The organism is Marinomonas maritima (assembly GCF_024435075.2).
Taxonomy (GTDB): Bacteria; Pseudomonadota; Gammaproteobacteria; order Pseudomonadales; family Marinomonadaceae; genus Marinomonas; species Marinomonas maritima.
Genome location: NZ_JAMZEG020000002.1, coordinates 83100 through 105552 on the forward strand (window position 1 = coordinate 83100; position 22453 = coordinate 105552).

Sequence of the window (22453 nt, forward strand, 5' to 3'; positions counted from 1 at the left end):
AATATGAATTTATTCTGATATTTTTATATTTGGTGGGTAGCGTATTGTGAGCATTGCGCTCTTATTACCCCCATTAAAACATTTATGATTGTGGTTGTTATACATAGTACGACTTTAGTCGTAGTTATTCGGTTTTACATTGACCTTCTATTGGCATCGTTAAACACTAGAAAAAAATAATTATAAAAAGGGTATGGTAATGTTTTATTTCCAAATTTTTGGAGTTTTAGGGCTTTTTGTTCTTTTTACATTGGGCTATACGCAAGACTCGATACCATTGCCTTATACTGTTGTTGGCTTTCTTTTGTGTGCTTTTTTGGTGTTACCAAAAGTGATGCGAAAAGTAATCGCTCAGAGGGCTTTAGAAACTAATACTGACGACAATCCGTCATTGTCTAATTCATTTTCTGAAGTGAGTAAAGCCGTGACACACGCAACGTCTAAAATGGCGATGGGCGCGGCGGAAGTTTCTTACTTTGTTGATACGTTAAGTAAAGACATACGTTTAACCCGCGATGACAGTGAGCAAATTCAGCAAGCGGTAGAAATACTGTCTGCTTCAGGGCTCACGCTTTCAACAAACTTGGGGCAATTAGCCCACACGATGAGTGATACCGCAGAATCAAGTCGCACGGCGCAAAGTGCATTGTCTCAAAGTGCTGAAAAAATTAGTGAGCTCACAACCAAAGTGCAAACAGCCAGTGAGCAACTGGCTTTGTTGACAAAAAGTGCGGATGACATAGACAGTATAACGTTGGTCATTAAAGCTGTGTCCGAACAGACAAACTTGCTGGCGTTAAACGCTGCAATAGAAGCGGCGCGAGCTGGGGAGCAAGGTCGAGGTTTTGCCGTTGTTGCAGATGAGGTGCGAGCCTTGGCGGGCAAGAGTGCTGATGCGTCTGAACAAATTTCACGTTTACTCACAGATGTTCGCCATAACAGTCAATTAACCAACCATGAAATGTCCTCTTTAAAAGACTTAACAGAATCCCTTTCTATTACCCTGTTAGGGGAAACTCAGCGCTTTATCTCTTTAACAGAAGAAGTGCAAAATGCGTCGGCTGTGTTGTCTGAAGTAGAAAGTACAGGGGAAGAGTTGGGGGCAACCAGTACGCAAATTGGTGGCTCTATCTCTCGAATCAGTGACTCTTTACGGGAAATTTCTCAGCGCAGTGATCGATTGTCACAAGAAGCTGCTGGCTTGAGCAATGGCGCTGAGGTGGTCTTTAGAGAATTAAATAAAGTAGACTCTTCATTGTTTTTCTCGGAATTACTTAATGACGCTAAAATTTCAGCGCAAGAGATTGGTAATGTGTTTGAAGAAGCAATAAGCAAAGGTGAGTTGACTCAACACGCGGTTTTTTCTAGGGACTATCAACCGATTAAACAAACCAACCCACAAAAATACAGCACAATGTACGATGCGTTTAGTGATCGCACTTTTCCCGCGATTCAAGAAGCGGTATTAGACAAGCATGCAGAAGTGATGTTTGCGGGTGCCGTTGACGTGAATGGCTACTTTCCCACGCACAATAAAAAATTCAGTCAGCCGATAAGCGGCGATTACGAAAAAGACTTAATAAACAATCGCACCAAGCGAATTTTCAATGATCCAACTGGCATTCGTTGCGGCGCGCATACTGATACATTTTTACTGCAAACCTATAAGCGTGATACGGGTGAAATCCTTCATGATCTTTCAGTGCCTATTTATGTTAACGGCCAGCATTGGGGCGGTTTCCGGATGGGATTTAAATCTAAAGAATGAGCTAAGTAGAGTATCGGCAATAATACACAGCTGTTAAGTTTTCCCCCATTACTATAGCGCGTATGCGTTATAGTAATGGCCAATAAAACGTTGTGGTGGGTTTGGTCTATGAATAAGCCGTTAAATGTCGAAAATGGCACCAGCTTGGTTATTGCACATCGATTGGCGACGGTTTTGAATGCAGATCGGATTATGGTATTGGATCAAGGTGAGATTATTGCCCAAGGCACACATTCTGAATTGCTTGAAAGCTGTGCGTTGTATAAACGCTTGGCCGATTTACAGTTTAGTCAAAATGATTTAACGATGTCGTAATGACATCGTTAAATCATTTATTCACCTGCATGTTGATTCATTGAGGCAGGATTGCATTTTACCAATAAAGACCCCACGATAGGCACAGTGCAGCGAATTGTCTGTTATGGATAGCCCCGGTGTTTGATAAAGCGCGTCCATAGTGGCGCTTTCCATTGGAAAAGGCACACTTAGAGGTGTGTCGCTGCTGTAGAACACGAGCCAGAAACGTGTAGAGCGATCCGTTGGTGCGAGCGCCAAGGCAATGTAGTGACGACTGTTATCCGCCCAATCGTCCGTCGTCATTGTTTTGCTTTGCTCATTTAACCATTCGATATGGTCTGAAGGCGCATGTTGATAAAGGGGATCATCGTCTAGGTGTATTTCTGCCAAAATAGGGTACGCTTTGCGCAACGCCATTAAGGTAGAAATAGCATGATTCAGTGCTGATCTGGCTTCGCTTTCCTGCCAATTTTGCCACGTAATATCATTGTCTTGGCAGTAGGCATTATTATTGCCTTTTTGGGTATGAGACAGCTCATCACCCCCTAAAATATGCGGTGTACCTTGGCTTAATAACAAGGTTGCCATAAAACAAAGTTGTTGATTTAGGCGTTGTTGTTGAATTTTTGTGTCGTCTGTTTCACCTTCTACGCCAAAGTTTTGGCTGATATTATCACCATGACCATCTCGATTTTCTTCCATGTTGGCTAGGTTATGTCGTTGGTGATAGGACACCAAATCCTTCATTGTGTAGCCATCATGATAGGTAATGTAATTGACAGAATTTAAGGCGCTTTTATGGCCTTTATGGAAAAGATCTCTTGATCCCATAATGCATGTCGAAAATTCAGGCACAAGGCCAACATCTCCTCGCCAAAAGCGACGAATGGTGTCACGGTATTTGTCGTTGCATTCGAGAAACCCTTTTGGGAATTGCCCAACTTGATAGCCGTTTGGCCCAATATCCCAAGGTTCCATCACTAGGCACGTTTGGGTTAATACGGGGTCTTGAAGAATGGCTTGTAATAACGGTGCTTTGGGCGTGAATTCGTGATCGGTTCGACCCAAATCCACACCTAAGTCAAAGCGAAAACCATCCACTCCCATGACATCTACCCAGTAGCGCATACTGTCACAGATAAGGCGCACGCTAGCGGGTTGGTATGTATCAATACAGTTACCGCAGCCAGTGTAATTCAAATATTGTCCATCTTGATGACGGTAGTAACGCGCGTTGTCTAAACCGCGAAAACACACGCTGGATTGGTCTAACTCGCTTTCAGCTGTGTGGTTGTAGACCACGTCTAAAATGACTTCAAAGCCCGCTTCTCGCAAGCCATCTACCATTAGTTGAAACTCAATTACCGCGTCTTTTTTCGCGTAAGAAGGCTCTGGCGCAAAGAAACTAACGGGGTTGTAGCCCCAATAATTGTTGAGCGTTAATTGCTGTAAATGACGCTCTGTCATGAAGCTAAAGCAAGGCATAAGCTGGATGGTGGTGATGTTAAGGCTTTTTAGGTGATCAATGCCTGCACCAGAAACCACCCCTAGATAGGTGCCTTTTAATTCGTTTTCAATGGCCAAATTTTGGCTGAAGCCTTTTACATGCAATTCATATAAGGCACGACTTGTGGCCGCCACTTTCACTCTTGCAGGACGATTAGCATTGGCTTGGACAGTACGAACAATGGATTTAGGCACACAGTAAGCCGAATCTACCGAGTGCGGTTGACCTTCTTTTGTTATAGCCGCTTGATCTTCATGCCAAACCAGCTTTTCGCTTAGGTCTTTAGCATATGGGTCAATCAGTAATTTTAGTTCGTTAAAGACGAATTGTTGTTCTGGCTTAAACTCTCCTTTGGCTCGTAAGCCATAGTGCTGGCCTTCTTTAAGACCGAGGACTTCCATGTGCCAGATTCCTTTGTGCTTATCGATGAAAGGCAGAGGTTCCTGTTCATTGCCATCGTTATCAAATAAGCACAAATAGAGTTGGCTAGCGTCTTCAGAAATAACAGCGAAGTTGACTCCGTTATTGGTCACCGTGGCACCAAGAGGAAAAGTGGAGCCAGTAGTAACTTGGAACGCTGGTGAATTCATGCAGACCTCTGCGTTGTTGATGTCTAAAGTGGCTGTCATTTAAGGTGACGGTAATTTAAAGCGACAGTAATCCAAGGAAGCGAGTGAGTTTAAGACTCGCCTAGCCATTTTAATAAAACACCGGCCAGCGGTGGAATTTGTAGTTCTATGCTGTGCTCTCGACCGTGGCTACTAACCGCATGCGTGTTGTACTTCTGATCTTGAACATAGCCGCTGCCGGTGTATAGACTGTCATCGGTATTTATGATGATTTGATAACATCCCGCTTTCGGCACGCCAATGCGATAATGACTGTGTGGTGTGGGCGTGAAGTTAATGACGGCGATTGAGTGTGCGTCGCTGCTTTTGGCTTTTCGGGCAAAAGCCAAAATGCTGTTCGCATTATCGTCGTAACTGATCCATTCAAAGCCTTGTTGGGAATGATCAAAGTGCAAGCTCGCTTCATTTTGATAAAGATGGTTTAGATCTTTTGATAATACTTGCTGCGCTTGGTGAAAATCAGTTTCCAACAAATGCCAGTCCAAAGAGCGTTCATGGCTCCATTCTCGGCCTTGTGCGAACTCATTACCCATGAAATTGAGTTTTTTACCGGGATGGAAGTACATATAGGCTGAAAATGCGCGTAAGTTAGCGAATTTCTGCCAAGGATCTCCTGGCATTTTAGTGATCATTGATCCTTTTCCGTGGACAACTTCATCGTGAGAAATCGGCAAAACAAACTGCTCATCAAAAGCATAAACCATGCTAAAGCTTAATTCGCCTTGGTGATGTTGTCGGTAGATTGGGTCTTTTTTAATGTAGTCCAAAGAGTCATTCATCCAGCCCATGTTCCATTTAAAGCCAAAACCTAGCCCATTCATGTAAGTGGGTTTAGATACGCCTGGAAATGCGGTGGATTCTTCTGCCACGGTAAAGCAGCGAGGGTGGTTTAAATAGACGGTTTCATTTAGCCGGCGTAAGAAATCAATGGCTTCGTAGTTATGATTGCCACCGTCTTTGTTGGGAATCCATTCACCGTCTTCTCGTGAATAATCCAAATACAACATAGAGGCAACAGCATCGACACGTAAGCCGTCGATATGAAATTCTTCCAGCCAATAAACCGCGTTACTAATAAGATAATTAACAACGTGCTCTTTACCGAAGTCATAAATCAGCGAATTCCATTCAGGGTGCCAGCCTTTTTTAGGGTCTGGATACTCGTATTGTTTTGAGCCATCAAAATTGGCCAAGCCGTGACTGTCCGCAGGAAAGTGGGCAGGAACCCAATCCATAATGACGCCAATGTTAGCTTGATGCAGTGCATCGACCAGCATTTTAAAGTCTTCAGGTGTACCAAATCGTGACGTTACTGCGTACAAACCAACCGGCTGATAACCCCATGAGCCATCGAATGGGTATTCGGTTATCGGCAATAGTTCGACGTGTGTGTAGCCCATTTCTTGAATGTAGGGCACGAGCTGATCTTTGATTTCAAGGTACGTGAGTGGTTGGTTATCTTCCTTGCGACGCCATGATCCTAGGTGCAATTCGTACACACTCATAGGCTTTTCATAGAGGTCTTCAATAGGGCGGTTGACCCAAGCATCATCTTGCCATTGATGCTTATTATCAAAGCAGGTTACGCTCGAAAAAGAAGGGTATTGTTCAATACGCTGAGCATAGGGGTCACTGCGATGTGGGAGGATTTCACCACTTTTAGAACGAATTTCAAACTTGTACCGAGCACCATGATTGATATCAGGAATAAATAATCGCCAAATGCCATCTCCGTTACTCGACATAGGGTGAGTTCGACCATCCCAGCTGTTGAAATCACCCACAACGGAAATAGAGCGTGCCGCAGGGGCATAAACAGCAAAGCGTGTGCCTTGAATCGTTAGTTGCTTATTTATTTCGGCACTTGCGCGGATTGCTCCTTGGCTTTTGTATAAGCTTGCCTGATGGTGGTCAGGGTCTATAAAGGTTGTGTTAGGAAATTGGTATGGGTCGACTATCGTATGAGTGCTGTTGTCTTGGTAAGTAATCTCAAGACGATAGTGAAAACGTATTTTTTCCTTTGGCCATTCAGCAAAAAATAAGCCTTTGTTATCAGCTTGGTGCATTTGAGCCAACACCGTATCTGTCTCTATTGCCAATACACGAATTGATGTTGCTTCCGGTTGCCAAACGATGAGCGAAAAACCTATTTTAGACGAAGATTCCTGCAGCCCTAAACAACCAAACGGGTCTGAACAATGTGTGTTCATTACATCGTTAATTAAGGCATTTTTTATTAAATCCATTCACTTCTCCAGCATAGAGTGAGCGTGTTAACTCGATGAGTGTTGGTGCTGGCGACTGTGGAGTTTACTCACCGCCCAACGCAAATATTGGTTGACTTTATTTGGTGTTATTTGTGCAAATTCGTCTAGTGCAGCCTCAGCTCTGCTGTCTTCTGGGTGTTCTACTTGGCTCTGCTTAGCGTGATCTAACGCGGCCTGAGAAACTAAGACCGGCAAATTGATTTCTTGATCAAATTTGCAAGTTTTATGTTGTTGGCAAAACTGAATAAAGGCGTACAAGCCTTCGAAAATAAGGCTTTTATACCAGCTAGGGTGAATGTCTGACGTTAATAGCTCGATTAAGAGCGCAAAAGTGTCTTCACCAGGCGTCATTGAACTGAGTGCGCGTTTACAATCGAGTGCGGTGTTACTTTGTACATCACCGAACACGATGGTATTTGCATGACTTAAACTTTCCCAGAGCTGCAATAACATGGACTCAGGCAGTTTTGTTATCATGCCTTGCTCGGCACGCCAATCAAACCAGTCTACATCTTTCATTTTGCTTTGAGCATCCGTGCTGTGGTGATAGCGCATATTATTTGCCACGTGAGCAAATTCATCGTGCTTTTGTTGTAACACTTGTTTGAGTGCTTCGTAAAGCTCGCTTGGTGATACTTTGGATAATGTGTCAAATACGGGGGCGTTTTCATCAGGATTAAATTGTCGAGCGCAGAGTAAAGCAAGGTTATGAATTCTAATCGTACGCACCCCTGAGAAAAACTCTGGGTGAACTTTTATGAATGTGCCGACAATGGCAATGAGCTCATGACAAATCACCAGCCCAATAGGTGATGAAGACACGCTCCTTAGCATTTCTAAGATGACGTCTTGATCTAATGGCGTGCTTATATCGACTTCTGTCTCTGGCGTTTCGCCAATGACGAGCAAGCGTTGGCGAACTGTTATGTCGGCAATGTAGGTCGCAAGATCAGTCGAGGGCTTCAATATCAAAGAGTACAGCTGTCTTGCACAATGCCAATTTTCCAACAATAGCGCTTGATAATAGACGCTGTTTAACACTTTGTAAGCGGTAATCGCCGGCATAGAGTTTGGAATTGTGTTCATGAGTGCTCGACGTGTCCCCAGCTCCATTAAACAATCAATCGCTTCATTTAGGTCTGGCTGCTCGTTGAGTCGAGCCAGTAAATTATCAGTATCGAGACTTTTTATGGCGGTAGCGTCGTAAGCTTTTGGTTCTGCAGATAAAGGCCAAGGAGCATCATGAACCGGAAGGGTGACTTCGAGCTGATTATGGTCGAGCGTATTGATAATAATGGCGCGACGATTACCTGACTTGAAGGCATTTTTTGCAGACTGAGGAATAACGAGAAACTCTTCATGCTCACGCTTTTGTAATAATCGAATAAATTCAAATAATTCATCGCTGCCTTTCATGTCACTCATGGCTTCATCGATGAGTATGCTGAAAACCGCATTGGCCTGATAATACCAATGATCGGCGATGGTTTTTAATTCATTACGTATGTGGGCTTGAAAGAGTGCTGGGTCAATTTTTCGGTAATCTTTGTCCTCGTTCTGAATCCAAGACAAACACAAAAAACTTTCCTCATTGATACTGAATGCCTGAGACGTCGCCAAGCTGTTTAATGCGCGATTAGGGCGACCTGTTAGACCTAATGTTTCAGAGGCACCAAGGTGGCGGTAAGTCTCCACCAGTTGACCCGCACTAATGGCTTTTAGCGGCGCGATGTCTTCAAGGGTTTGGCATAAACAACCCGCGTCCAGTAACTTTTGTTTTACCTTATCGCTTTGCGCCAAAATAACCATGGACGTGGTGACTTTGTTTGGTCTGTGTTGAATGCGATGCAAACCGAGGGGGTCAAGGTCGTCGGTTTTTATGAGTTCTTCATCGAGCATCTTGCCAACCAAGTACAGGCTTTGCGCCCAGACCAATGGCAGATTGTCATTGGGCACACGCTTCTGTGATCCTGGGTTTTCTTTCTCGGCTAAAATATTTTCTTGTGGCACATAATATAATTCCGGCAAGAGCATCTGACCGTCTTTCTCAACCATTAACGATTCTAATTTATGGCGATAGTAGTTGGCACTTTCCCAGTCTCTGGCAAACAAACGATCAATATAAAGGTAGGTGAAGAAAAGTGGCCATTCGGACTCGATGTGCTCGAAGTTAATGAGCTCATCGTATTCATAATAAATTCGGCTTTGGTCTTCAAGCTCAGATTGGTGACCGTCCAATAAAAAGCGCTTACAACCATATTCACCACCTAACTTACTGATGATTTCTTTGCGTGTGCGGCGAGTTAACTTTTCATCATTTACGGCAAACGCCGGAAAGCCAATGATACTCAGAACAGCACTGTCGACTTCTTTAGAACGAGACTCTTTGGGTAACAAGGATTGTAGTACCGAGCCTGCGCGGGCAACAGCATCAGCAAAGGAGTGAACGACAGCCCATTCTGGACCATCTTCGCCAAATAGGTTTAAGCCGTCCATGCCTTCCATCGCGGCTTTTGCCATGCCAACGGAACTGGCGTTTATTTCGGCTTTACCATTGTTAACTTTATTGCCTCGCTCCCAAATACCGTAATCTGGTGTGCGATAAGTACGAGAAATGTAATAAATCAGGTTTTGGATAAAATTGAATTCATCACGAGAAAATATGAGTTTGCTGCCTGCTTTGGTCATTTGCGCCAGCATCAACAGATAAAAGCTGGTGGCATCGATTTGCAAATGTCCCCATGCGTCATCCGCGACGGCTTCTAAGCCTGTTTTAGTATCGTATTTTGCATGCAGCGCGTCTTTTGGGTCCAAGCTGTGTTTGAAGGATTCGACTTTGTGGGATTGTCGCATCATGGCAAATAGTAGCCCACGCATCATTTTGATACAGGTAAACTCAAGTTCATTAGCGCGCTTTTGAGGATTTGAGGCACGTTTATAGGCCAAATGTAATGCCCATACGGCTTGGATACTGTAGACATTGTCTCGAACCCAAGCATCGGTGTAATTACCATGATTATTGATGCTGGTGCTGGCAGGGAAAAGCCCTGTCACTGGGTGCTGGCGGGATAAAATAACCGCTTGGATATGTTGATAAAGAGAATCTAGCTTATCTTGTGTATCAGATGCCATGTTTGATCCTTTAGAAAACGTAACGGCTTGTAGGACCGAGTTGTCGGTCTTAGACCAAATTTAGTCGATAGAGGTGAATTGAACTTAAAACTACTATACCCAAACTTTATGGCACTCACCAAGAAGTTAAAGTAGTAAAATTGTTTCTTTTTCACTTAATTTTTGGAAAGGACGTTATTTTCTAAAAAATGCCCTTTTATGCACAGGATAAGAGCATAAGTAGACGATTAAGGTGCACTTAATATGAATTTTGTAGATTTAATGAAAGTAGCATAAGTAGAAATACGGTAAGAGGTTGTGTTTTTCGAGAGCGCTATCCCTTTTTGATTAGGTACTAAACTGATGCACCAATTGGCGTAATTGACTGGCGCATTTTTGTAAATTGTTCACGGACGTTTGAATATCAGTAGAATTATGGTTGGTATCTTCACAAACACTGGCAATGCTTTCCAATGTTTGGTGAACCGTTTTTGAAGACTCATATTGACGCTCAGCCGCTTGGCTAATATTGCTGTTTAGTTTAGAAATGGACAGCACGCCATTGGCAATCTCAGTAAATGCCTGACCCGCTTGAGAAGTCTGCTCCGCACCTTGATTGGCTGTGTTCCGTGCCGACTCCATGACGTTTACTGTGGTCAGTGTTTGTTGTGTTAATTGATCGATTAATCCGCCAATTTCAGTTGCCGCCAATTGCGAACGTTGGGCAAGATGACGAACTTCGTCCGCCACAACGGCGAATCCTCTGCCTTGTTCACCCGCTCGAGCGGCTTCAATGGCGGCATTGAGCGCGAGTAAGTTGGTCTGATCTGCCACTTCCGCAATGATGCCTAGTCGCTCGTTAATGTGTGTGACCGCTTCGCGTAATTTTTGAATTTGTACTGCCGCGTCCCCAACTTCAATAGACAGTTGTTGTATGTCTTGGTTGGCTTTGTTCATTACACCAAGACCCTGTTTGGAATGTTGGTCAAGTTCTTGTGTCGTATGGTTTGCTTGCTCGGCAATGGCGAGCGTGTCTTCAACGGAGGTCATCACACTTTGCATCAGATCAGTGGCTTTTCCCGTATTGGATAATTGTTTACTCACACCTTGTGCTGTTTTTTGGGTCGATTTATTGGTCTGACCGACTATATTATCTAAAGTCTCACTGGAGTGGCCGACATTACGCACGATGGATTGAAAGTCGTTCATCATGCTATTAAAGGCGCGCGACATTTCGCCCATTTCATCTTGGCCAGTAAACTCGACGCGTTGTGTGAGGTCACCGGAGTGTTGCACCGATGTCATCGTTTTGCACAGTGACGTCACGCGGCTGGTGACCAAATGAATAATATAGAGTGCCGTTCCTCCCACTAAGAGGGTTAATACGCTTACTAAAATAGCGTAATCGATTAGTGCGTTTAAGAAAAAGCTCATGACCGCGTCCATGGATGCGGTGGCAATGATGGTTATATTCCAAGGCGTAAAGCTATATGCGCTGGCGAGCATCCGGTGTGCTGTGCCATCGTTACCCTGATACTCAAATGTTATTGCCTGATAATTCTTTTCTGCTGATGATGTTTGTGGTGTTTTGAGTGCCTCAGTAAGAGAAGCGGGAGTGTTGCTGCTTTTATAGGTTATTGGGGCATTGATTAAAGTAAGATTGTTTTTATTGATGATCCAAAGGCTTTGTTGATTGCCATACTTGAATGCAGATAAAAGCGTAATGGCCTGATTTTTTGCCTGATCGGCGGTCAACTCACCTGATTGCTGTTTTTTATAAATGGGGGATAGCGTGGAGTTTACGATGTCTAAAATATCTTGTGTTCGGTCATTTCGAGCATCAACATGACTATTAAATAAGGACGTAAGGGAGACTAAAATTAGAGCGGTTGTTCCCATGGACATAAGCCCAATAATGGCCCATAACTTGTAACGAATTTTAATATCGTTGATGCGATCCAGCATGTCGTCTCCGTTTTGTTTAGATCTGTTTATGTTGGCACTAGTAAATAAAACTTGAGCTCACTATATTATTCAACTAAGTGTTTTAATAATTTACTGAATTGAAGGAAATATCATATTGACGACTTAATTATTTTTACACTTGGTCATTTTTCTAGATTAAGTGTTTTTATACATATTGCCTAGTAGTGGGGTATTGAGCTAGATCATTGTTTTTGCACTTAAGTGCTTTATCGCTTCCATAAAAGTAGATGTAGAGACGTCGTGTTGGATTATTTATTCATTTTTTTTGTTTCATTTTTGTCGGCAACTATTTTGCCTTTTGGGTCAGAGGCGATATTACTTTATTATGCCAATGACGCGACGCTGGCAGTGATTTTTTTATGGTTTTGGGCCAGTGTAGGGAATACATTAGGTGGCTTAACCAACTGGTTACTGGGATTGTATTTGGTTCGATATGAACACAAAAAATGGTTTCCCATCAACGCTGAGACTCGACAAAAAGCCGAACGCTTGTTTAACCGTTACGGCATCTGGAGTTTATTATTTACTTGGCTTCCTGTTGTTGGTGATGGGATTGCTTTAGTATCGGGTGTGTTTCGTACGCCTATTTGGTATTTTGTACCGTTAGTTTTGATTGGCAAAGCGGCTCGTTATGCCTTAATTTTGTGGGGGCAACACTTACTATCGACTTCTTAAAGAGTACTTAGTAAAAAAGTATTAGATAGTAAGGTGACTGTCTTAATCATGTACATGGAGAATAGAGTAATGGGAATGTCCAAAAAACTGATTGTTGTTATAGCGGGATTATCATTAGGTGCTTGTTCCTCTACGGGCGATAAAAATACCTTTATGGCCTATGGTGATTTACAAGATAAAGTTCGCGCTCATGATGAGCAATGGCAGTCCATACAGCCGAAGCTGGATAGGATTGATGCTCTGGAAGCAGAACTTGCAGCGTTAAAGCAAGGCGATAATCCTGCAATGCCAGCGGATTCCATGTCCAGTAATGACAACATAATGGCAGACGAAAGTATGGCTGCGATGAACGTGGCACCTGCGGTGACGGCAGCGCCGTTAGACGATCCAGGTAAGACGATGGCAATGGCAGAAACACCCAAAAAACAGGCTAAGATGATGAATGCCGCGCCTGTTGTGGCAGCGCCATTGGTCAATCAAGAGCAAGAGTATGGCGTTCAAGTTGCGTCCTATGGAAACCGTGATGAAGCCGTTCGTGGCTGGAAAGTATTATTAAAAGATTATCCAACGTCTTTTGATGGTCTCATTCCGTTGGTCAATGAAAAAGAAGTCAAAGGCCGCACTATGTATCAATTAAAAGTCGGTCCATTTGTGGAAAAATCGTTTAGTGCTCATTTCTGCAAAATGCTGAAAGAAAAGGGCAAGGATTGTTTAGTGACTCAATATAATGGTGAAACGTTCGCCGCTTACTAGATTGTTTTATTGATAATAAAAAGGCGTGCCCTGTATCAAATACAGAGCACGCCTTTTTTAGATCTAATATACGTTGTCGCGATATTTTACATTAAAGGAAAGGTCATTCCGTAGATTTCTCCCTGACCTTCTTCGATGGTAATTTCACTTAGATACTTGTCGTTTTCCAACTTCATCAAACCTTGTTGTATTAAACCGGCGATGATTATTTGAGCTTGTTGTTTCACTTCTGGCGCGGTAACAGGCGCCCGCATTTTATCCGCAATGAATCGTTCAGCCAGACTTCTCACTAAGGCTTCATCGGCTTCAATATTTGCTGCTACTATGGCGTTGTATAGCCAAAACTCTGGAATGGTTAACTCATCAATAGTCGGCGTACTTATGTCGGCAAGCTTGCTAGTGAGGCTTGCACTGAAGCTGCCTTCAGGAAACGTACCGCTAAAATCAGTAATGTTGAACTCTGGTTTTGCTGTCAGTAATTCATCAATGTTGTCCTGCATGAAGACAAATAAGGCACCGTAGATGGAATCAGGTGAGTTGGTCTCAGCTAATAAGCTATCAGAGAAGCTTTTGTAATCAAGGAAGAACTTATTGCTTAGATTGTCGAGTTCCGTAACCAAAGCGAGGTCACTGGCGGTGAACCCTTCATATACAACTTCTTTAATGAAGTAACCAATTTCAAGACTGCCAAGCTGAGTGTCACGGTCTAAAGTGGAACTCAATCCTATTGTGATACCAGACAGTTCTGTGTCCATTCCTAACGTAAGCTTATCTAAGCTAAGGTCCATCATGCTGTCGTAAAAACCACCTTTCATAATGGTTTCTAAATCTGCATTTAATTCAACGGATACGGTAAGTCCTTCTGCTTTAGTTGGGTTATAGACATCGTCTACATCGATTTGATCCAGTACCCCTTCGTAAATGAATTCTTTGTCACTCATTTCGCCTTTGCCAGCGTAACCGCTGAATGTGAAGGTGTTTGTAGGATTGCTAAAAGCGGGAATGGTGTCTGCCAGCTTGAAGTTACCAGTGAAGCCGCCAAGCACTGAAAGCTGGTACAAAGGCAGGCTTTCATCCCAGCTAAGTTCATTTCGTAGTGTCTCGCCGACAAACCGAATGTCTGTTTCATACAGGCCAAAAATACCGTTGCGAGAAAATAAAAGTGGACCGTAATGCGTTTCAATAACCAACTCAGCTTCAAGCTTTTCACCTTGAAGTGCAGGGTCAATCTGAGCGGTATCAAAGCTCACTAAAACCTTATTTTCAGCGCCGAACCATGCTGCGTTTGTTGAGACTATTTTAGCGGTATAACCTGGAGCATTGTTGATATTTGAGACAATATCAGCCATTTTTTCTTGGTAAGTCGGTGCAATGGTTTTAGGCGTGACGATGCAAGCAGCGACAAGCGTGAAAACGAGCACAGCAAGTGTTTTTTTCACTGGAAGTTCCTTTTCATAGGTTAGGTTAAGGTGGGGGATAATACAGATTAATCATGATGAAGATAAGAGGGGAATAACCACCCAGTCATACGATAGGAGCTAGGTGGTTATTAATCAGGGACGATTTAAAGATAGAAAGGGATGTAGAGAGCAATCGCGGGGAAAAAATACACCGCTAATAAGCAACCCAACATAATGAGAATGAAAGGCCAAACCCCTTTAATTATTTCCGAGGACTTTCCACCGGAAACGGATTGAATGACAAATAGATTTAGCCCGACCGGCGGTGTAATCAATGCACATTCGATCATGATGACAAATATGATGGCGAACCAAATAGGGTCTATACCCATCATACCAAGTGACGGGTATAGCACAGGCATCATAATCAATAACATGGATATGGATTCAAGAAAGAACCCCATGATGAGCAAGACAAAACATACGGCAGCAATGAATAAACCCACTTCTGATATGTTCTCGCTGACTAACATCGAAATATCTTGAGGAATTTGATAAAGGGTGATGGCTTTCCCAAAGACTTTAGCGCCCGCAATGATAAGAAAGATGGTCACCGTGTTTTTCATGGTGCTCATGGCCGCTGCTTTGAATTTCGCAACACTAAAAGTACCCATCAAAATAACAATGATGAGTGAGACAGCAACGCCAACACCAGCGGACTCAGTTGGCGTGAAGACCCCCGTATAAATCCCACCAATGATTATACCAGCAAGTGCAATAGTCGGTAATGCTCTCAAACTTGCGCTTTTACGTTCAGCGTTAGAAGACTTTTCACTTGGGGTATATTCTTTGCTAAAACGCGCGTAAAAAAAGCAGTAAACAATGAAGGCAGAAGCCATTAATAAGCCAGGTACAATGCCCGCTAAGAATAGATCGACAATAGACTCTTCCGTAATAACGCCATACACGATCATGGGAATTGACGGTGGGATCAAGATACCTAATGTACCGCCTGCGGCGATTAAGCCATAGACAAAAGGTTTGTTGTAACCTCGATCTGTCATTTCTTTAATGGCAACATTGCCGATGGTTGCAGCGGTTGCGACAGAAGAGCCAGAAATGGCCGAAAAGATAGTACAAGAAGCAATGGTCGCAATACCAAGACCACCAGGCCAATGTCCAACCCAAGATTGCACGGCTCTGAACAAGTCTCTGCCTATACCGCCTTGCAATAGAATGTTCGACATCAATAAAAAAAGTGGAACAGATAAAAGAATAAAACTGTCGAAAGAGGAATAAAGAGCCAGAGGCGCCATGATTGGCGAGAAGCCTCCGATTAACAGCATGCCTAAGCCTAATCCACCAAGCGCAAAGGCGACAGGTACACCGATTAGCAGCGCAAGAAGCATAATAACTAACAACAGAATAATCGTCATTATAGCGAAACCTCTTCGTGTTCTTGGTAATCACTGGCGAACATTAGAAACATTTCCATGATGGCCTGTAGTGTGAGTAAACCAAAGCCAATGGGGATGGCTGATTTGGTTGCCCAAAGTGGAAGCCCTAACATACTCGCAGACGCGGCTCCTATTTCGATGGACTCTTTTAAGAGTACAAATCCATAAAATGCAATAAAGCCAGAGAAGAAAATAATGCATAATAATGCGACAAGGTCAGACATTTTTTTTGCATTCTCACCTAACATATTGGTAAGAAAATCTATTCGAATCAGTGCTTTATGTTGCAATACCCAACTTGCCCCTAAGCAAGTTGCCCAAATTTGGCAAAGTAATGAAATGTCTTCTGACCAAATAGTCGGGGCAGTAAAGATATAACGAGCAACTACCTCATACGTGATAATCGCGGCAACGATAACAAACAGAGCCGCCGATAATTGGCCGCATAGTTTGATTAGTAGGTAGTTAATGCGAACCCAAAGAGCAGGATGTTCTGCTCGCCAAGTTGACAAGTCCTTTTCTTTTTCTGCGTGGTTGGACATAGCCAATACTCCAAAAAACAACGAAATACCGCGAGAGTAAAAAAGGCTCACGCGGTATGTTTTTAACGCTTAAAGCTTCTCTGCAGCTTGGATAACTTTCAAGCCTAAAGGGCCTGAGTTTTCTAAGAAAGACTCTTTTACTGACGTTGTGGCTTTACGCCAAGCGGCAATATCGTTGTTATCAAGATGGATAACGGTCATGTTCTTTTCAGCGTCTGCAATCGCGTCGCTTTCAATTTTTTTGATTTTATTTCGTAGCTGCAATTCTACTTTACGAGCCGCATCAGAAAGTACTTTCTGATTGGTTGGCGTTAAAGACGCCCAAACTTTTTCATTGATAACCGTTAGGAACTCAATATCAGCATGGTTTGTCAGCGTTAGATAATCCATCACTTGATAAAGTTTACGTGGACCAACCGCAGAAACACCCGTCATACCGGCATCCACAGTACCGCGCTGATACGCTAAGAATTGCTCTGAGCCTGCCATTGATGTTGGCGCGCCACCTACGGCTTTAACGAACTCACCGAGCGTTTTACCAAAAACACGGACCTTCATGCCCTCCATGTCTTCTGGTTGTTTGATGGCTTTTTTCTTAGAAAGCAATGCTACGCCACCATAAGCTTGCCACCACAGTGGACGGGTGCCAGTTTTTTGAATAGCGTCGTCCAGTAACATACGTACTGGGCTGTCTGGGCGAGTTGCCGCTTCTACTTTGTCTTGTGACGGGAACATGAATGGTACATAAAAAACATCGACAGCAGGAATGGTGCCAGCAAGTTGAGAAAGACTCATTACGCCCATTTCAATCGCGCCGGAGCTTACGGCTTGATGAACTTCGCTGTCTTTAAACAATTGGGCAGAAGGGTAGATCTTGATTTTAATATCACCATGACTTTTTTCTTCCACTTCTTGTTTGAAGTCAACTAAGTTTTGACCAAGATGATGTTTGAGTGGTAATTGCAGTGAAATGCCTAAGGTTGTCTCTGCGAATGAAGGCAAAGATGCCATCAAAGTGGAGGCTAATAAACCCGTTTTTAGAAGCGTTTTGTAATCCATGATAGTGTCCTATTTTTATTATAAGTTTTTGTTTTTTTATACAACAGCGAGTTCTTTATTTAGTGCTTTTCATTACGTGCTTTAAGGTCAATAACACTTTGTGATAATGGCCTTGTTTCAGTGCGCAATCCTGCTTTGGCAACTTGCCCTGATATGTCGTGCGTTAACAACTCAGGTAATTCACGTGCCATGTCTAATAACGTAGGTAAATCCACACCAGTATCCATATCAATGGACTCTAGCATGTGTACAAGATCTTCCGTGCAGATGTTACCAGTGGCTCCAGGAGCGAATGGACAGCCACCAATTCCCCCTAATGAAGCATCTAGTTGAGTAATGCCCGCAGACAACCCCGCAAGTGCATTGGCAAGGCCCATGCCACGTGTGTTGTGCAAATGCAGGGTGACATCTAGTGCGGGAAAAATATTCCGAACCTGATCGCACAGTTCATACACTTGACGTGGTGATGCCATACCTGTGGTATCGGCAATTGAAATACTTTGAATGCCAATATCAAGGTATTGTTTGATGACATCCATCACACGCTCAGGTGCGATAAGACCTTCAAAAGGACAACCAAAAGACGTTGCCAGCGAGGCATTGATACGCATATTACTGCCTTCTATTAGCGTGAAAATACGCTTAAATTGGGCTAATGATTGATCGCAAGTCATGCGCATGTTTGACAAGTTGTGTGATTCACTCACGGACATGACAAGGTTTACTTCATCCGCTTTTGTTGCCAAGGCGCGCTCGGCGCCTTTTTCATTTGGCACTAAGGTCACATAAGTGACGTTAGGATTACGGGTAATGCGGTTCATAACCTCTTCAGCGTCCCGTAAATTCGGGATGGCTTTAGGCGACACAAAAGAGGTTACTTCGATTTTATTCAAGCCGAGTAAAGACAAACGATCAATGATGTCGATTTTTTTATCAGTCGGAATAAAAAGCGTTTCGCTTTGAAAGCCGTCCCGAGTAGCGACTTCGTTAATTCGCACCTTAGATGGTAGGTTTTGCATAAACATAATGACCTCCTAAATCACACCATTTGCACGAAGCGTTGAGAGCTTTTCGACATCTATACCAAGCGAACTTAATACTTCTTCTGTGTGCTCGCCAAGCTTTGGCCCCAGCCACTGTGTTTTACCCGGAGTAAGGCTGAGTTTAGGAACTATGCCCGGTAGAGAAATTTTATCGTCGTCACAAAGTGGGTGCTCTACAATCATGTCACGCGCACGGAAGTGGGGATCATTGAAAATATCTTCAGCATTATTAATGCCACTAGAAGGCACCGCAGCCTCTTCTAGAATGGCAAGGGCGTCTTTTAGAGAATGGGTTGATGTCCAAGCTTGAATGGCATCATCTAATTCCCCCGAGCGTTTAGCTCGACCATCGTTTTGGGCCAGTTCTGGATCGTTTGCTAAATCAGGTCGATTCATTGCATTCATAAAACGCTTAAAGATGCTGTCGCTGTTAGCGGCAATAACAATATAACGCTCGTCTTTGCTCATATAAGAACCTGAGGGCGCAATCCCCGGCATGCTAGCGCCGGTACGTTCACGGATAAAACCGAACATGCCGTATTCTGGAATCAAACTTTCCATTACGCCGAATACAGATTCATACAAAGCCACATCAATAAATTGGCCTGCGCCTTTATTCACTTTGAGATGGTGCATGGCCATCATGGCACCGATGACGCCATATAGTGATGCGAGCGTGTCGCCAATGCTGACACCTACTCGAACCGGTGGTCGGTCTTCGTAGCCAACAAGATGACGTAATCCACCGATTGATTCTGCAATGGCAGCAAAACCGGGACGAGAAGAATAAGGACCGTCCTGACCATAGCCAGAAACACGTAACATGATGAGTTCAGGTTTGATTGCGGATAACTGTTCCCAACCCAAGTTCCATTTTTCTAATGTGCCAGGGCGGAAGTTCTCTATGACGATGTCAACGTCTTTGACTAGATCCTGAATGATGGCTTGGGCGTCAGGGGACTTAAGATCAAGGGTGATGGATTTTTTATTACGACTTTGCGAATACCACCAAAGAGAGGTGTCTTTGTACATTTTTCGCCATTTTCGTAATGGGTCGCCACTTCCGGGGGGTTCAACTTTAATCACTTCCGCACCGAACTGAGCGAAAATACTGCCTGCATAAGGGCCTGCGATAAGAGACCCTAGCTCTAAAACACGCACCCCTTTTAAAGGCAGTTCGGTTTCATGTTCGGTGTTTTTGTTAGATGACGAGTCGCGTTGGCTCATTCTCGTGTCCCTTTATCTGTTTTTTTTGTCATTGTTGGGACAATCATCTTTTAAACGAGGGTAAGTGCAAAGCGCCCATATGTTAGGCTGCCATCTCTTTAGGATATGGCTGAACGGCTGGTATCACGTGGTACGTAAATGGGTCAATAAGTGATGAGCGGCGTCGAGTAGTTGATCAGAGCGTCTTACACAAATTTTGAGTTCTCGATGTGCCCAGCTGTCTAATAACGGCAAGGCTTCGATTCGAGCAGATTTTATATAAGGTCGAGCAATATCAATAGGCATTAAACCGATACCAAGGCCAGACTCCACCATGCTGGAAAGGGCTTCATAGCTGGTGACTTGGATGCGCATATTAAGAGGTAAGTTGGCGTTTGTAGCGGCATTGATCATTTGATTGTTGATAGCGCTGCCAGTGTGTAAACCGACATAGTCATATTCTAATGTGTCTACAAAGCTGATTTCTTTGTTTTTCCCAAGAGGGTGACCGATAGGTGTGATGACAACCAACCGGTCTGTTTTATAAGGATAGATAGAGAGGTCTGGATATTCTCTAGAAGCGATGGTGACAATGCCAATATCGGCTGCATTTTCAGCGACGGCTCGTACTATTTCGCTGCTGATCTTTTCTTCCAAGTGAATTTGCACTAAAGGGTTTTGATTCAAAAAAGAGCGTAATTGTTTGGGAAGGAATTGGCTGATGGCAGAAATATTTGCCACCATTCGTACTTGCCCGCGTACACCGTGAGAAAATTCATTCATCTGGTTATAAATATCGTCTAACTGATGCAAGACACCGCGCGACATTTTTAATAAACCTTGGCCTGCTGGTGTCGCGACCACGCCACGGTTTGTGCGCATCATTAATGGCGTATGGAGTAACTTCTCTAATTCCTTAATGCGTTTCGACACCGCCGATGCCGCAATAAAATTCAATTCAGCCGCGCGTGCAATAGAGCCTTGTTCTATGACACAAACAAAAAGTCGCAGAGAAGTTGGGTCAATTCGCATTTAGAAAATCATCCATATTTTATGGTAATAGGGTGCCGATTATTTTTTGATAGGTTATCAAATACACCAAGATCCTATCTTATCTTGCTTTTTCTACAGACTAAAGTGGCACTTTAGTCTGATAATGGGCATTCTTCTGTAGCGAGTAGACAAACACATAATGGCTTTTTTAGCTGACGAACCTAGCTTTGAAGAGGCCAGTCGTGCTTTGTATCGAAACAGTAAAGTAAGTTTTGATGCAGCGATTGTGTCATGGCCTACCGACATTAAGGACTTCATAATGGATAAGTTTATGGCTATTTCAGATTTGCATAATGGCGTTCATTCCTAATGGCAGAGACATATAAAAAGAACGTTTTTCTTGATTCATCTTTACCCCATGTTTTTCTAAAAACGGCCGCGCCGATTATTTTGATCATGCTGGTCAATGGATCATTTTCATTAGTCGATGCGTATTTTCTTGGGATTTTCGTGGGAGCGGACGCACTAACGGCGGTTACCTCGATGTTTCCCGCTTTTATCCTCATCGTTGCTTTGTCGACGCTCGTGTCAAACGGGTTTGCCAGTCTGATGGCGCGACAATTAGGAGCCGGCGATAGGTCCAGTGCGGTTGACGTATTTTCCCAAGCGATTAGTTTGTCTTTAGTGGTGTGTGCCGTGTTGATTGGGCTTTTTTTGATTGGTGGGCACGCTCTAACCAGTTCGGTTAGTAATGGCTCAAGTCTTATTGGAGATATGAGTTATCGCTATATTTCTATTTTGGCTTTCTTTTCCCCTTTGGTATTTATTTTAACCATTAATGGCGATAGTTTGCGTTGTGAAGGCCAAGTTTCGTTTATGGCGTTTGTCTCACTGCTTTCTGTACTACTCAATGGGGTGTTTAATTATCTGCTGATTGTCGGCATGAATTGGGGGGTGGAAGGCTCAGCTTATGGCACAGTACTGGCTCAGGCTATCTCGTTAGTCATTATTTTTTTATATCGAAAGTATAAAAAGAACCCCCTCAATCTTCAGGTTGTGTTGTTTTCTACGTCGCGACAGCATTGGCTAACATTTTTGTCACTCGGGGCACCATCAAGCTTGAACTATCTTGGTTTGGCTCTGGCATCTGGCGCCATTTTATACAATTTGCAAATCTGGGGTGCTGGAAATTATGCAACGACAGTAGGCGCTTATGGCATTATCACGCGCTTAATGACGTTCATATTTTTACCCTTACTTGGTTTGAGCATGGCATTTCAAGCGATTGTTGGTAACAACTTTGGGGCAAATGAACTGAGTAGAGTGAATAGCAGTATTAAGATTGTTTTGTTTGTTGCTTTTATTTACTGCGGTCTTTTACAGCTTATCGCTTTTGTTTTTAGAGGTGATTTAGGTGCATTATTTGTCAGCGATCAGGCCGTTATTAATGACGTCGTGCGGATTTTGCCTTTTTCTACCTTGGCGCTTTTTTTAGTGGGTCCGCAGATGATGATCAGTATGTTTTTCCAAGCCATTGGAGATGCAAAAAGAGCGGGCATTTTAGGTATTTTGAAAACCTACGCATTCTCTTTGCCTTTGATTTTTATCCTGCCTTTTTTCTTCGGCGAATGGGGAATTTGGTATGCAGCGGCGAGTACCGAGCTACTGGCGTTGTTATTGACTATTGTGGTGTTGAGCCTACGTAGTAGAAGTCAAAACACTTCGTTCGGGTTATTTTTCAAATAAACTAATAAAATAGG

The 22453-nt window shown here is 43.4% G+C and carries 17 protein-coding genes; 6 read left to right on the top strand and 11 right to left on the bottom strand.

Annotated features, from left to right (window positions below):
• The first annotated feature begins 199 nt into the window (after window positions 1-199).
• Window positions 200-1768 carry a methyl-accepting chemotaxis protein gene (locus M3I01_RS06505; protein ID WP_255894926.1) on the top strand — a complete coding sequence of 523 codons (1569 nt, stop codon included), beginning with the start codon at window positions 200-202 and terminating at the stop codon, window positions 1766-1768.
• Window positions 1769-1876: 108 nt separating this feature from the next.
• A complete protein-coding gene (locus M3I01_RS06510; RefSeq protein ID WP_255896141.1) occupies window positions 1877-2083 on the top strand; it encodes a hypothetical protein in 207 nt (68 codons plus the stop codon).
• 21 nt (window positions 2084-2104) lie between these two features.
• Here M3I01_RS06510 and glgX read toward each other — a convergent pair whose 3' ends face one another.
• The 4 genes from glgX to M3I01_RS06530 all read right to left on the bottom strand — a co-directional run bounded on the left by glgX (window position 2105) and on the right by M3I01_RS06530 (window position 11544).
• Window positions 2105-4162 (bottom strand): glycogen debranching protein GlgX, encoded by a 2058-nt coding sequence (glgX, locus tag M3I01_RS06515; protein WP_255894931.1) that lies wholly within the window; start codon window positions 4160-4162, stop codon window positions 2105-2107.
• An 89-nt stretch (window positions 4163-4251) separates the two neighbouring features.
• A complete protein-coding gene (gene glgB, locus M3I01_RS06520; protein ID WP_255894933.1) occupies window positions 4252-6447 on the bottom strand; it encodes a 1,4-alpha-glucan branching protein GlgB in 2196 nt (731 codons plus the stop codon).
• A 27-nt stretch (window positions 6448-6474) separates the two neighbouring features.
• Complete coding sequence (locus M3I01_RS06525) at window positions 6475-9600, bottom strand: glycoside hydrolase family 15 protein (RefSeq protein ID WP_255894934.1); 3126 nt, start codon at window positions 9598-9600, stop codon at window positions 6475-6477.
• A gap of 327 nt (window positions 9601-9927) precedes the next feature.
• Window positions 9928-11544: a methyl-accepting chemotaxis protein gene (locus M3I01_RS06530; protein ID WP_255894937.1), complete on the bottom strand. Its 1617-nt coding sequence runs from the start codon at window positions 11542-11544 to the stop codon at window positions 9928-9930.
• Window positions 11545-11805: 261 nt separating this feature from the next.
• Here M3I01_RS06530 and M3I01_RS06535 point away from each other — a divergent pair, with 261 nt between their 5' ends.
• Window positions 11806-12240, top strand: coding sequence for a YqaA family protein (locus M3I01_RS06535; RefSeq protein WP_255894938.1), 435 nt, complete (start codon window positions 11806-11808; stop codon window positions 12238-12240).
• A gap of 69 nt (window positions 12241-12309) precedes the next feature.
• Window positions 12310-12993 (top strand): SPOR domain-containing protein, encoded by a 684-nt coding sequence (locus M3I01_RS06540; protein ID WP_255894942.1) that lies wholly within the window; start codon window positions 12310-12312, stop codon window positions 12991-12993.
• 86 nt (window positions 12994-13079) lie between these two features.
• On the opposite strand, the gene M3I01_RS06545 is transcribed toward M3I01_RS06540, so the two are convergent.
• The 7 genes from M3I01_RS06545 to M3I01_RS06575 form a co-directional block, all read right to left on the bottom strand.
• Complete coding sequence (locus M3I01_RS06545; RefSeq protein ID WP_255894943.1) at window positions 13080-14432, bottom strand: YdgA family protein; 1353 nt, start codon at window positions 14430-14432, stop codon at window positions 13080-13082.
• 125 nt (window positions 14433-14557) lie between these two features.
• Window positions 14558-15829 (bottom strand): TRAP transporter large permease, encoded by a 1272-nt coding sequence (locus M3I01_RS06550; protein WP_255894944.1) that lies wholly within the window; start codon window positions 15827-15829, stop codon window positions 14558-14560.
• A complete protein-coding gene (locus tag M3I01_RS06555; protein ID WP_255894945.1) occupies window positions 15829-16392 on the bottom strand; it encodes a TRAP transporter small permease in 564 nt (187 codons plus the stop codon). The genes M3I01_RS06550 and M3I01_RS06555 overlap by 1 nt, the downstream gene beginning before the upstream one ends.
• A gap of 69 nt (window positions 16393-16461) precedes the next feature.
• On the bottom strand, window positions 16462-17451 hold the full coding sequence (locus M3I01_RS06560) for a TRAP transporter substrate-binding protein (protein ID WP_255894946.1): 990 nt from the start codon (window positions 17449-17451) through the stop codon (window positions 16462-16464).
• 59 nt (window positions 17452-17510) lie between these two features.
• A complete protein-coding gene (locus M3I01_RS06565; protein ID WP_255894947.1) occupies window positions 17511-18476 on the bottom strand; it encodes a hydroxymethylglutaryl-CoA lyase in 966 nt (321 codons plus the stop codon).
• A gap of 9 nt (window positions 18477-18485) precedes the next feature.
• A complete protein-coding gene (locus M3I01_RS06570; protein ID WP_275564985.1) occupies window positions 18486-19721 on the bottom strand; it encodes a CaiB/BaiF CoA transferase family protein in 1236 nt (411 codons plus the stop codon).
• A gap of 123 nt (window positions 19722-19844) precedes the next feature.
• Window positions 19845-20732: a LysR family transcriptional regulator gene (locus tag M3I01_RS06575; RefSeq protein ID WP_255894948.1), complete on the bottom strand. Its 888-nt coding sequence runs from the start codon at window positions 20730-20732 to the stop codon at window positions 19845-19847.
• Between the two features lie 160 nt (window positions 20733-20892).
• On the opposite strand from M3I01_RS06575, the gene M3I01_RS06580 reads away from it, so the two are divergent.
• Both M3I01_RS06580 and M3I01_RS06585 read left to right on the top strand, forming a co-directional pair.
• Window positions 20893-21063: a DUF2239 family protein gene (locus tag M3I01_RS06580; RefSeq protein WP_255894950.1), complete on the top strand. Its 171-nt coding sequence runs from the start codon at window positions 20893-20895 to the stop codon at window positions 21061-21063.
• Window positions 21063-22439, top strand: coding sequence for an MATE family efflux transporter (locus M3I01_RS06585; RefSeq protein ID WP_255894951.1), 1377 nt, complete (start codon window positions 21063-21065; stop codon window positions 22437-22439). Before M3I01_RS06580 ends, M3I01_RS06585 begins: the two co-directional genes overlap by 1 nt.
• Window positions 22440-22453 lie beyond the last annotated feature (14 nt).

Excerpts from the sequence above, each read along its gene's own strand:
- M3I01_RS06505 (WP_255894926.1), top strand. The coding sequence starts at position 200 with ATGTTTTATTTCCAAATTTTTGGAGTTTTAGGGCTTTTTGTTCTTTTT.
- M3I01_RS06510 (WP_255896141.1), top strand. The coding sequence starts at position 1,877 with ATGAATAAGCCGTTAAATGTCGAAAATGGCACCAGCTTGGTTATTGCA.
- glgX (WP_255894931.1), bottom strand. The coding sequence starts at position 4,162 with ATGAATTCACCAGCGTTCCAAGTTACTACTGGCTCCACTTTTCCTCTT.
- glgB (WP_255894933.1), bottom strand. The coding sequence starts at position 6,447 with ATGGATTTAATAAAAAATGCCTTAATTAACGATGTAATGAACACACAT.
- M3I01_RS06525 (WP_255894934.1), bottom strand. The coding sequence starts at position 9,600 with ATGGCATCTGATACACAAGATAAGCTAGATTCTCTTTATCAACATATC.
- M3I01_RS06530 (WP_255894937.1), bottom strand. The coding sequence starts at position 11,544 with ATGCTGGATCGCATCAACGATATTAAAATTCGTTACAAGTTATGGGCC.
- M3I01_RS06540 (WP_255894942.1), top strand. The coding sequence starts at position 12,310 with ATGGGAATGTCCAAAAAACTGATTGTTGTTATAGCGGGATTATCATTA.
- M3I01_RS06550 (WP_255894944.1), bottom strand. The coding sequence starts at position 15,829 with ATGACGATTATTCTGTTGTTAGTTATTATGCTTCTTGCGCTGCTAATC.
- M3I01_RS06555 (WP_255894945.1), bottom strand. The coding sequence starts at position 16,392 with ATGTCCAACCACGCAGAAAAAGAAAAGGACTTGTCAACTTGGCGAGCA.
- M3I01_RS06560 (WP_255894946.1), bottom strand. The coding sequence starts at position 17,451 with ATGGATTACAAAACGCTTCTAAAAACGGGTTTATTAGCCTCCACTTTG.
- M3I01_RS06565 (WP_255894947.1), bottom strand. The coding sequence starts at position 18,476 with ATGTTTATGCAAAACCTACCATCTAAGGTGCGAATTAACGAAGTCGCT.
- M3I01_RS06570 (WP_275564985.1), bottom strand. The coding sequence starts at position 19,721 with ATGAGCCAACGCGACTCGTCATCTAACAAAAACACCGAACATGAAACC.
- M3I01_RS06575 (WP_255894948.1), bottom strand. The coding sequence starts at position 20,732 with ATGCGAATTGACCCAACTTCTCTGCGACTTTTTGTTTGTGTCATAGAA.
- M3I01_RS06580 (WP_255894950.1), top strand. The coding sequence starts at position 20,893 with ATGGCTTTTTTAGCTGACGAACCTAGCTTTGAAGAGGCCAGTCGTGCT.
- M3I01_RS06585 (WP_255894951.1), top strand. The coding sequence starts at position 21,063 with ATGGCAGAGACATATAAAAAGAACGTTTTTCTTGATTCATCTTTACCC.